The sequence below is a fragment of the Terriglobia bacterium genome (genome assembly GCA_020073185.1).
In the GTDB taxonomy this organism is placed as follows: Bacteria; Acidobacteriota; Terriglobia; order Terriglobales; family Acidobacteriaceae; genus JAIQGF01.
The window spans coordinates 1-12,540 of the sequence record JAIQFT010000092.1; the positions used below are offsets into that span (position 1 = coordinate 1).

5 protein-coding genes and 1 pseudogene are annotated in these 12,540 nt (G+C 61.7%); 3 read left to right on the plus strand and 3 right to left on the minus strand.

Going from position 1 to position 12,540, the window contains the following annotated elements:
* The first annotated feature begins 334 nt into the window (after positions 1–334).
* The 3 genes from LAN64_19780 (at position 335) to lhgO (ending at position 8,622) form a co-directional block, all read left to right on the plus strand.
* Positions 335–1,963 carry a hypothetical protein gene (locus LAN64_19780; protein MBZ5570070.1) on the plus strand — a complete coding sequence of 543 codons (1,629 nt, stop codon included), beginning with the start codon at positions 335–337 and terminating at the stop codon, positions 1,961–1,963.
* Positions 1,964–2,164: 201 nt separating this feature from the next.
* Complete coding sequence (locus LAN64_19785) at positions 2,165–7,360, plus strand: hypothetical protein (protein MBZ5570071.1); 5,196 nt, start codon at positions 2,165–2,167, stop codon at positions 7,358–7,360.
* Between the two features lie 62 nt (positions 7,361–7,422).
* Positions 7,423–8,622, plus strand: a complete 1,200-nt coding sequence (lhgO, locus tag LAN64_19790) for an L-2-hydroxyglutarate oxidase (protein ID MBZ5570072.1) — start codon at positions 7,423–7,425, stop codon at positions 8,620–8,622.
* 78 nt (positions 8,623–8,700) lie between these two features.
* On the opposite strand, the pseudogene LAN64_19795 reads toward lhgO, so the two are convergent.
* The 3 genes and pseudogenes from LAN64_19795 to LAN64_19805 form a co-directional block, all read right to left on the minus strand.
* Positions 8,701–9,592, minus strand: a pseudogene (locus tag LAN64_19795) (GDP-mannose 4,6-dehydratase).
* A 49-nt stretch (positions 9,593–9,641) separates the two neighbouring features.
* Positions 9,642–11,036, minus strand: a complete 1,395-nt coding sequence (gene ltrA, locus LAN64_19800; GenBank protein MBZ5570073.1) for a group II intron reverse transcriptase/maturase — start codon at positions 11,034–11,036, stop codon at positions 9,642–9,644.
* Between the two features lie 464 nt (positions 11,037–11,500).
* A complete protein-coding gene (locus tag LAN64_19805; GenBank protein ID MBZ5570074.1) occupies positions 11,501–12,412 on the minus strand; it encodes a hypothetical protein in 912 nt (303 codons plus the stop codon).
* Positions 12,413–12,540 lie beyond the last annotated feature (128 nt).

The following is a 12,540-nucleotide window of genomic DNA, read 5'->3' on the forward strand; positions in this document are numbered from 1 at the left end:
TGGGCTGGAAGGACATCTGGCAACTGAGAGCAATCCTAGGAAGAGGAGAAACAGAAAAAGCTGCGACTAAGCAGGAGGTCGCGTAACATGATCCCGAGCGCCGCTCTTCAACCTCCAACTAAAAGCGGGACACTCTCGGCGTCGCCAACAACATCCTTAGCGCGAACCTGACCTGTAACAGCACCACCGGCGGAACGACCACAAGCTTCCTCAGCGGCCAAAGCACACTCAATGTGAGCGACAAGGTAAACTTCGTGATAACGAACGCGGATGTGGCGCACCGCATCACGCTTTCTATCCAGACGGCGGTCAACTAACGCCCCTGAGACCCTAAATGCGTAATCCTTGCCTTGAGATTTTCGCTTACGCAGTCGTCGTGACGGCAACGCTTGCGGTCGCGCAACAACAGACCGGCACGCGCGGTGTACCTTCTGTCCACACGGTCGTGAATTTCGCCGACCTCGCAAAGCTCCGGCCGCAAGCGCCGGTTACGCCACAACAACGCGTTGTCCCGCGTATACCGATGCCCGCGCGCAACCGGCTGTTACCCCCGGCCCCACTAACTCCGCCCATTGCCGCACCGCAGGCCGCTCCCTCTCCGCGGGCGCCATCGTCCGCGCCCATCGCCAACTTCGATGCGCAGGACGACAACGGCCTCATCATTCCGCCGGATACTATGGGTGCGGTTGGGCCCAACCACCTCGTGGTGCCTCTGAATAGCGGAATTCGTATTCAGACCAAGACCGGTACTGCGGTGGGCACCATCCAGACGCTGGACAATTTCTGGTTGTCAACCGGCGCAACCCACGTCTTCGATCCGCGAATGCTTTACGATCCCTACAACAATCGCTGGATATTCTCCGCTGCCAGCGATGCCGCGAGTGCCAATTCATCCTTGCTCATCGGCGTTTCCACCACCAACGACCCTACCGGCACCTGGCACCTGTGGCGGATCCCTGCCGACACTCAGGGCACGTCCTGGGCGGACTACCCCGGCCTCGGCTTCAATTCCAAGTGGATCGTGGCGTCGGTAAACATGTTCACCAACACCAACAACAGCTTCGTCTCGACCAAGACGTACGTATTTTCCGCCGCCGATCTCTACGCCGGCGGTGCCGGCGCTTTCAAGCTGTTCATTGGTGAGAACGACGCTTCGGGAGTTGACTTTACCTGGGTACCCGCCGCTTCCTATGATCCGACACAGACCACTGAGTATTTGGTGCAGGACTGGGATGGTTCCCATAGTCAACTAAAGCTAGGAAGTATTACAGGCGCAATCGGATCGGAAACTCTCACCACGGACATCTTTCCCGCGGGTTCTAGTACCTGGCTTTCTTGTCCGACCACAAATTGCAGTAACCTCGATTTCGCGCCCCAGTTAGATGATACGCATAAGATCAACACCGGAGATTCGCGCATCCTCAACTTCCTATACCGTGCCGGTTCGCTGTGGGCGGCACAAACCGTCTTTTTGCCGTTCGCTTCGCCCACCCATACCGCAGCGCAATGGTGGCAGTTCCAGCCCGATGGTACCGTCCTTCAGTTCGGCCGCGTTGAGGACGCCAATGCCGCGGTCTTCTATGCCTATCCGAGCATCGCGGTGAACAAGAACGGCGACGCTCTCCTCGGATTCTCTTCCTTCTCCTCCACACAATACGCCAGTGCCGGTTACGCATTTCGCGCCGCCGCCGACGCCTCCAACACCATGCGCGACTCCGGCATTCTCAAAGCCGGCTTGGCCCCTTATTTCAAGACCTTCAGCGGGACGGAAAACCGCTGGGGCGACTACAGCGCCACCATGGTTGACCCGGTCAATGACCTCGATTTCTGGACCATCCAGGAATTTGCCGGTCTCGGCGATACTGCCCCTTGTAGCCAGGCTAGTTGCTGGGGCACTTGGTGGGGGCACTTTGCCGTCTCTCCCGCGACCAAGAAGCGCCACGGTCAAACCACCAGCTTCTGATCGTTGGCTCACCTTCTTGCATCTCGCCACGTTCACAACGGACTGGCCACTGGCCACTGCTTTTCAAGCGCATTCCCGATTGACTTAGTACCTGCCCGGCAACATACTTCCTGCATTCCCCGAATCTGTTTGTGGCTTGCTATTATGCGATCCGGTATCCGGCTATCTTGGTCATTTCTTTTATTCCTGCTTTGCTGTTCGATGGCCTTCGCGCAAGGCGCTAAAATCTCCGCCGAGAATTCCGCCGAAAGCGAGCGCGACCGTCCCCAGGAGCGCGCCCGGTGGTTTCTGCGCGGACGCATGGTCAATGGCAAACCCGGAGCTGAACAACTCCACCGCGCCTACAACCAGAAGCTGAACAACCGTCGTCTCCAGGGACTTGCCCGCGACCGCTCCACACAGAGCGCCACCGCATCCAGCACCGGGGCGGGCACAGCATCGCCTCGCCCGTTATTCGTGACGGCGCCCAGCGGCAGCGCGCCCTGGAATTTCCTTGGCCCATCGCCTACCGCCACCGGCGCCTTTAACAGCGCCCAGCAGGACTACGGTCCCGCCGTCGGGCGCGTCACTTCTGTGGTGGTGGATCAGAGCGACACGACCGGCAATACCGTCTATATCGGCGGCGCCTCTGGCGGCCTGTGGAAGACCACCAATGCCGTCAGCGCCACTCGCTCCTGCAACAGCAACGGCGTGTGTACTGCGCCCGTCACCTGGACTCCTCTTACCGACGGCCAGGCCACGCTCACCGTCGGCGCCATCGCGCTACAACCCGGCAACAGCAGCTTGATCCTGGTCGGGACCGGCGAGGCCAACAACTCCGCCGATTCCTACTACGGCCTCGGCATCCTGCGCTCCACCGACCGCGGCGCCAATTGGACCCTGATCAGCAGCGCCACCTGCCCCACGTCCAACCCGGCGTGCCCTTCTTCCGGAACCGTGTCGTTCCACGGCCTTGGCTTCACCCACATCGCCTTCAGCACGGACGATAACAAGATCGCGGTAGCCACCGCTGCCGCGGCCAGCGGCGGCATCACCGTCGGCGCCGAATCCGGCGGCAGCAACGCCCGTGGCATCTATTACTCCACAGATGCGGGCGCCACCTGGAATCGCGCCAATGTCTCGGACGGAGCCACCTCTCCTGATGCCGGCTCGGCCAATTCCGTCATCTACAATCCTACGCAGAAAAAGTTCTACGCCAACCTCCGCTACCACGGCTTCTATTCCTCCACCGACGGCGCCAACTGGACCCACCTCGCTAATCAGCCCAGTGCTCCCGGCGTCGATCTCAGCCTGACAACGTGCCCATCAAGCCCATTCAGCAGCGCGTGTCCCCTTTATCGCGCGGAAATGGCGGTGCTGCCCGCCGTACTCGACAGCAACGGCAACCGTCGTGATGAAATGTACGTGTGGATTTATGACTCCCAGGATAGCGACATCGGCATCTGGCAAACCAAAAACGGCGGCCAGACCTGGACGCAGATTTCTACCACCGGCATTGATAACTGCGGCGACAGCCTGGGCTGCGGCACCCCTTCCACCGGCCAAGGCACCTACAACATCTCCCTCGCGGCGGTGCCCAATGGCGGCGCGACCGACCTCTACGCCGGCGGCGTCAACCAGTACAAGTGCACCATCAATCCGGTTACCAATCCCACCTGCACTACGTCGCCGTTCATGAACCTGACCCACGTGTACGGCTGCTCGCCGTCCGCCAATATCGCCCATGTTCATCCCGATGAGCACGGCATTGATTTTCTCGGAAACGATGTCACTGGCGCGTACGTAGCGGCGCATCCCGGTTTCGATCCGCCCATCTTTTTCGGCAATGACGGTGGCATCTACCGCGTCGCCAAGGGCTCCTTGCTGACCAGCGGAACCTGTCCGCCCGGCACGCCGCCCAGCCAGTTCGACAATCTCAGCACCTCCATCGGCTTTTCCATGATTCAGTTCGTGGGCTTTTCGCACCACGCCACCGACCCTACCACTTTGGTCGGCGGCACCCAGGACAACGGTTCGCCCGCTGTCAGCAGCGCCTCGCCGTCCAGTGGCAATTGGCTGTCGGTCAACAATGGCGACGGCGGCTTTAACGCCATCAACCCGCTCAGTGGAAGTGGAAACGAGTGGTTCACTTCCAACCCAGCGCCGCTCAAGGCCAACGGCGGAATCCAGCGCTGCACGACCGGGATTTCCTGCACCAATCAGACCTTTACTGCGGTTGTCACCCAGGACAAAATCGGCGGCGATTATTCGTCGTTCTACACGTTTTTCATGCTCGACCTGCAGGCCTCGACTCGGATGCTAGTCGGCTCCTGCCGCGTCTGGCGCGGCAACAGCGACGGCTTGGGCAGCGACTGGTCAGTTGGCGGTTCCGGTGGCAATCCTCTCACCTTGAATCTGGACACCGGCGTCAACGCCAGTTGCGGCGATCCAACCGTCAATCCCACCACATTTATGGTCAACACCATCGCCGCCGGCGGGCCGTGCAAAGGTCCTTGCGACCCGGGGATCACGCCGACATCAGGCACCGGTGGCGGCTCGCAGGTTATCTGGGCCGGCATGGAGGGCATCGCCGACTCCACCAACGCGGCTGCGCAATGTATTGGTGCAAAGCCGTGCGGTGGCCAAGTCTGGCGGACTCTCGCCGCCGATTCCGGTGCCAGCAGTTGGAGCGAGGTCAGCGGCATCAACAACGGCGTGACCACAGCCTGCACCGCTGCCCCGTCCGCCTGCAACATCAATCCCAGCCATTACCCGATTTCCGGCATTGCCCTTGATCCCAACGATTCATCAGGCAATACCGCATACGTTACCGTGATGGGCTTCGGCGTAGGGCATATTTTCAAAACCTCGGATGCGGGTGCAACATGGGCCAAGCTCGACGGCGATCCCAGCACCACCGGTCTGCCCGACGCCCCGGCCGATGCCGTCACCATTCCTCCAGCCAGTGCTGTCACCACCTATCCGAGTCTTGCCAACGTCATCTACGTCGGCACCGACGTTGGCGTCTTCCAATCCGTCGGCGACGGCGTGTGGACCGAAGTTGGACCGTCCTCCGGAGCAGGTTCCCTGCCCAACGTCGCCATTACCCAACTCAAGATCTACAACAATCCCAGCGACCCTGCGGGCGTGCCTCTCCGCCTGCGCGCTTCCACCTACGGTCGCGGCATTTGGGAAGTCTCCATTGCTCCCGTGCCCGGATTCCAGGTAGCGGTCACGCCTCCCACCGCAACTGCAGTCGTCGGCCAAACCGCCTCCTATAACGGCACAATCACTCTGTTCAACGGCTATAACAGTTCGATCTCCCTTTCCTGTCAGCCGGTCAGCGGTGCTCTGCCCTCGATCTGCACCATCAACCCGCCTACCCTCGCAGCGGGCGCGACCAGCTTCACCGTCACTGCGGGCGATCCGGCGGCGAACGCCTTCAACTTCAAGATCGTTGCCGTCGGAGGCGATCCCAAGGCCGTAACTCAGCAGTTCCTCTTGACCCTGAATTCGGTCACGCCGTTCAGCATCGGAACCGCCTCCAACGCCAGCACTCCCGCAGGCGCTCCCGCCACCACTAGCTTCACCGTGACCGCTTCGACGACCGTGTCGGGCTCGTTGACCTTCAGTTTTGCGTGCTCCGGACTGCCAGCGGGCGCGGGCCCTTGTAGCTTCTCACCCGCGGCGCCCACGTTGGCCGCCGGTGTCACCGCCAGCATCAACGTGACCATCCCCACCGCCACGTCCACGCCGGTGGCTACCTCAACCATCACCATCACCGCCACTGCCAGCAATTTCTCGCTCCCGACCACTTTCACGCTGAACGTGCTCACCGCTCCTGACTTCACCATGGGCGTCCTGTCGCCGGCGACCTTGAACCTGAGCCCAACCGACACCGGCGACTCCACCTTTACTCTGAATCCCAACACCACTTTCTCCGGCGCCGTGACTCTCGCCTGCACCGGAGTGCCAACTGGTGCGGGCCCGTGCTCCTTCACTCCTGCTTCGCCTAGCCTTACAGCGGGTCAGAGCGCCCCCACCACCGTTGGCCTCTCCATACCGCTCACCAACATCGTTCCCGGAACCTACACTGTCGCCGTCAACGCCAGCGCGTCGATTCCCGGCGGCGCGGTGCAGCACTCGCAGTCCCTGTCGCTCAACGTGACCACCAACTCGTGGGGAATTTCCGCCGGTGCCCTGTCTCCTACTCCGGCGCGACCTGGACAGCCGCTGGCCGCCACCGTAACCATCTCCCCCGCCGCCTATAGCGGAACGGTTTCGCTGAGCTGCGCCTTGGCTGACACGGTCGGCCATCCGGTGCCCTCCACGACGTGCGCCATGACCGTGCCTTCCATGATTTTCACCGCCAACTCCGCTCCCCAAACCTCGATTGCCAACGTGACCACAACCTTGGCGACGCCGGCGACCAACCAGGTGCTCACCGTCACCGCTCAGGACACGATTACCACCAGGATCCGCACATTCAACTACGTTATTGTGGATTACACCTTGACTGCGGGCACGGCCGCTCCGGTCTTGGCGAATGGTTCGACAACTTCCTTTCCTCTGACCCTCGGCGGTCTCAATGGTTTCACTGGAATCGTGCAGGCCCAGTGCAGCGTGCCCTCGCCGCTCACCTGCACCCTGACTCCTCCGAGCCCCTACTCGCTTAGCGCCACGACCACGGTTTCCGCCACCGCCACCGTCACCGCCCCGACAAATTCAGGCGGATCCTACTCCGCCAATCTCACTACCAATGACGCCACTTTCCCCGGACTCACGCATAACCAGAGCGTCAGCGTTTCCGTGCAGGACTTCCGCCCGCCGGCAGTCTGCAGTTCCACTTCTGTACCCCCTGCGTGCGACACCACGGCAACCGTGAAGGCAGGTAGCAGCGCCACGTTTAACATTGCTGTGGCCGCACTGGGCGGATTCACTGGCGCCGTCAGCTTCGATCCGGCGGTTGGCGGCGGCTGCACTGGCCTGCCTGCGCTGACCACCTGCACCTTCTCGCCTGTATCGGTTGCAGTCGGCGGTACCAGCACGCTGACCATCCAGACCACCGCGCCCAGCGTCTCGCAACTGCGCCCGCCCGCCGCTCGCCACACCGCGCCTTTTTACGCCCTGTGGCTCACCATGCCCGGCATGGCGTTCGGACTCATCGGGGTCTTATCGGTTCCTAAGAGCAAACGCGGCAAGCCCGGGTGGGCAAGCTGCATCGGCCTCACGTTGTCCATTGGCTTGCTGCTGCTCATATCGGCTTGCGGTGGCGGAGGCGGTGGTAGCACTACCCCGCCCCCAATCCCGAAACCCGGCACGCCCGCGGGCAACTACACAATCACCGTGACCGGCGTTTCTGGCAGCGGCGCCACCGCGCTGACGCATTTCACGCAGATCACGCTGCAGGTGCAGTAGCATTGGTGGCTCTTCCTGGGAGGGGGATAGGTACAGTCAGTCTAAGGCTTACTAATTCATGAATGCCACGAAATAAGTTCGACCTCGTCATCATCGGCGGCGGAATCGTTGGCCTTGCCACCGCCCTGGAAGTCACCCGCCGTTTCCCTGCCCTTCGCCTCGCCGTGCTCGAGAAGGAGGATCGTCTAGCCGCGCACCAGAGCGGCCACAACAGCGGTGTCATTCACTCCGGACTCTACTATCGTCCCGGCTCGCTCAAAGCCAAGCTCTGCGTCGACGGCGCTGCTGCGATGGTCGCTTTCTGCCGCCAGTACGGCATCGCGCACGAACTCTGCGGCAAAGTCGTCGTCGCGACCAGCGAACGCGAGGTGCCACGCTTGGAGGAACTGAACCGTCGCGGCCAGGCCAACGGCGTTGCCGGACTGACGATGATCGGCCCGGAGCGACTGCGCGAACTGGAGCCTCACGCGGCGGGAATCCGCGCCCTGCACGTGCCCGGCACCGGCATCACGGACTACGCCGCCGTCACCGGCAAGTACGCGGAGCTTGTCCAGCAGTCAGGCGGAGTCGTGCAGACGGGAACGAAAGTGGTGGGAATCGTGCGCCGCGGCGGAGAAACCGTCGTCGAGACGACGCGCGGCGACTACAGCGCAGGTTTCCTGGTTAACTGCGCGGGACTGTATAGCGACCGGATCAGTCGCATGGCGGGCGCGGACACGGACGTGAGAATCATTCCCTTCCGCGGTGAGTACTACGAAATTGCGCCCTCACGCCGCAGCCTGGTGCACGGGCTCGTCTATCCCGTGCCTGGCCCGGATCTGCCCTTCCTCGGCGTGCACTTCACGCGCAAGGTGGACGGCAGCGTCGAGGCAGGTCCAAACGCGGTGCTGGCGTTGCGGCGCGAAGGCTACCGCAAGACTGACATCAGCGTCCGTGAACTTGCCGAGGCGGTAGGCTTCGCCGGGTTCTGGCGGATGGCGGAGAACTTTTGGAAAGTCGGCGCGGGCGAGTACTACCGATCCTTCAACAAGAACGCATTCGTGAAGGCGCTACAGCGGCTCGTGCCGGACGTTCAGTCGCGCGATCTGGAGGGCGGCGGCGCCGGCGTGCGCGCGCAGGCGGTGGATCGCGCCGGCAAACTGCTGGACGATTTTCGTTTTGCGACCAGCGAGCACGCCGTCCACGTCGTCAACGTTCCCTCGCCGGCTGCTACCGCATCGCTGGTGATTGGCCGGGAGATTGTCTCGATGATCCGACAGTAGCAGGTACTATCCATCTACCTCGACCGCAGTTAATCGCCGCGCTCCTTAGTTAGCCATGGCGCGCGGCGACTGCAGGGTCTACATTTCCGCGTCGATCATGAGGCGCACCAGTTCACGGAAAGTTACTTTCGGCCGCCATGCCAGCTTTTCGCGTGCCTTGGAGGCATCGCCGACGAGGATGTCCACTTCGGAGGGCCGGAAATACCGCGGATCGATTTCAACGTAGGGCTTCCAGTCCATCTCGAGGTAGCCAAAGGCTTCATCGAGGAATTCGCGTACGGAGTGAGTCTCGCCGGCGGCGATGACGTAGTCGTCGGGCTCGGGCTGTTGCAACATCATCCACATCGCCTCGACGTACTCCTTGGCGTAGCCCCAGTCGCGCTTGGCATCCAGATTGCCGAGGAACAGCCTTTTCTGCATGCCGAGCTTGATGCGGGCCGCGGCGCGGGTGATCTTGCGCGAGACGAAGGTCTCGCCCCGGTCACCCAGTACGCGAACAGCTTGGCGGCGGCGTAAGGACTGCGGGGATAGAACGGCGTGGCCTCCTTCTGCGGGATTTCCTGCACCTTGCCGTAGAGTTCGCTGGAGCTGGCTTGGTAGAACCTGGGGTGAATGCCGGACTCGCGCACCGCCTCGAGCAGGCGGAGCGTACCGACGCCGGTAATTTCGACGGTGTACTCGGGAATATCGAAGCTGGTGCGGACGTGGCTCTGGGCGCCGAGGTTGTAGATCTCACCGGGCGGATGGTGCGGAAGAGCTTGTTCACGGAACTGGCTTCGTTGAGGTCGCCGTAGACGAGATGAAGGCGGTTGCCCGGCTCGTGGGGATCACGGTAGATGTGATCGATGCGGCTGGTGTTGAAGGAACTGGAGCGGCGAATGATGCCCTAAACTTCATATCCCCAGCCGTGAAGCTGGCAGTAGCACGTGTGGAGTTCAAAGCGCGATAATCGGGTAGGAGGCAGGGTCACCCCTGCCGTCCTCCCACACCACCGGACGTGCCGTTCGGCATCCGGCGGTTCATGAAGTAGACGGGAAGCGCTGCTGTAGTTCCCGCAGCGAAACCAGCCCCATACGGTCGAACCGAGACTTGGGATAGGCGGCGTTCATATGCGAGGCGCCGCCGTTCCACCACGGGCCATACCCATTGGTGGCCGACCGCCACGCTCGCTTCCGGTCTATACCAGCTCGCATCAGATTCTTCACCCGTGTATAAACGCGCTTCCATTGCCGCCACAGCAGGGTACGCAGCTTGCGCCTGATCCCGCCGTCGAGTTCTTCCAGCATCCCTTTGACTTCGGTGAGCCGGAAGTAGGCAACCCATCCCCGTACAACAGGATTAAGCCGCTCGATCGTCTTTTTCAAGCTTCCGCCACGCGCCTGCCGCAGCATCTTGCGGATTTTCTCCGTCAGACGTGTGCGACTTTGTTGCGCGATCTTCAGCTTCGGTTTCTTGTGCCACGTCATGCTGTAGCCCAGGAACTTCCGCTCCCATGGGTGCGCCACCGCGCTCTTGGCCGCATTGACCTGCAACTTCAGTCTTCGCTCCAGAAACGCCGTGACCGCTTGCATCACCCGCTCCCCTGTCCGCTTGCTGCCGACGTAAATGTTGCAGTCGTCCGCATAGCGGCAGAAGCCAAGCCCACGCCGTTCCAGTTCGTGGTCCAGATCGTCCAGCAGGATATTCGACAACAGCGGCGACAGTGGCCCGCCTTGCGGTGTGCCCTCCGTCCGCTGACTCGTTATCCCGCCTTCCATCAGTCCCGCCTCTAGATAGCGACGGATCAGCTTCAACACCCGGCCGTCCTTCACCTTGCGCGCCACCCGTGCCATCAGCACGTCGTGGTTTACTCGGTCGAAGAACTTTTCCAGATCAAGATCAACGACCCATCGCTTGCCTTCGGCAACGTAGCTTTGCGCCGCTTGCACGGCTTGGTGTGCGTTGCGTCCGGGACGAAAGCCATAGCTCGACGGGGAAAACTCCGGATCGAACAGCGGTTGCAGTACCTGATTGAGCCCCTGTTGAATCAGACGATCCAACACCGTCGGGATGCCCAGAGTGCGTACCCCGCCTTGCGGCTTCGGTATCTCCACCTGACGCACCGCCGCCGGCATATAATCGCCCGCCAACAGCGCCTGTCGTACGCTCGACCAGTGCGCCTGCAGCCAGGGCTTGAACTCAGCCACCGTCAGTCCATCGACTCCCGGAGCGCCTTCGTTCTTCACCACTCGCTCGTAAGCCCACTGCATGTTGCTGCGTTCCACCACGGCTTCCATCAGCCGCAGCGCCTCCGGTTTCGTTCGCCCAACAGCCGCCGTACCAGCCTCTGCACCAGAACCGGCCCCGGACAGGTTCCGCCTGCCCTCCTCCGCCCTGGCCCTACTTGCGCAGGCTCCTGCTTCATCGGCTCGCATCGAGGTCTGCTGTCCTACTCCCGTACCTCACGTTCGGCCCTTCGTCCCGCTTGTGCGGAACTACTACGGCCTCGGCTGACTTCTGACGATCCTTCCCAACACCTCTCGATGCCGGTAGCACAAGGCAGACCATCAGATCTCCCCGGGTATGACGCACTCACCTTCACGCTTATACCTGTCGGATCTACGTCACAGTGTTCCGTGCAAGTACTGGGCTTTGCGTCTATGCGCCCGCTCACCCCACCGTGCCGCCTCTATCCGCTTCCTATTCGCCAGGCCAGCGCTTTGCCTACGGCTTCCTCCAGATTCCACCTCGCGATGGACACCCTTGCCGTTCAGCTAACACTTCCCCTTGCCGGGTGTGTAGAGGACTTTCACCTCCAAGTAAGTGCGCCCTGCCGGGCGCACGCAGGAAAAAAGAGCCGTCCCAGTGGGCGGCTCTCGCTCTTAAGCTACGTGAACGCTTACCGGTGCGAACCGCCTCCGGAGGCTGTATCGGTCGCGGCCGCTTGAGGAGCGCCGGCAAACTTGTCCTGACCGGAATGGCCGAACCCTTCCGGATACATGTATTTCCCGCGCTCTTCCGCCGACTTGTTTTGTTCGACCGGAGAGCGATGCGCCTTGGCCCAGGCGTCGTGACGAATTCCGGTTACCTGCCACGACACCTTGCCATGGGGACGGCCACCCGAAATCTTGAAGCGATTGTCTTGGACCTCGCGAGCGATATACAAATTCGGCGCGGGGCGTCCCATGGCGGTCAACTGGTAGCGGAAGTCCATGTTCAAGGCTTCGAACCAATCAGGCATCTGGACCCAGGCTTGGCCGCGCGCGTCGAGCACGACCACGCCGTTGTATATATCCATCATGTCCGGGCTTTCCACCGAAGTGTGGTACAGCCACTTATCGGCCGGGGCAAGCGGGTCGTCGATCTTGAAGTTCTTAACAGCCGCAAAGACGGTGCCGCTCGCGTGAATATCGCCGATGGTGCTCATACCCGCGTCCGAGGTGATGGTGCCATTGGAGTGGATGGCGCCATTGGCGTTGATTTGGCCGACGGTGTCGATGCTGCCGTTGGTGTGGATGCTGCCACTGCCGTCCACGGCGAAGACAGTCGTCGAACTCTCGCTTGGGCCGATATCGGCTGAGAAGATGGCCCGCGATGTTGGGACCAAGAACTGAAGATTGATGCCTTTGGCGAGCGGGCTATTTGCAATCCCTTGAAACAGATTAACCTTTCCCGAAGTTGCCTGACTCCAGGACACCATCACCGGAACGTCGTTCGCAGCTGTCGCGGTGTTGATCGCTACGACCCCAACGCCGTCGCCACCGGTCGCCATGCCGATGACGCCGGCGGCGATTCCCGTTCCCGTACCCACCCCGACGACGGCTCCCGGTACGGTGTTAGCGTAGAGGGAGGGATCGGAGACGCTCAGCGACTTAGCGGGATGCTCGCGTGGCGCTCTTGCTGCCGGCGGCAATCAATTCGCGATCGATGATTTTGACG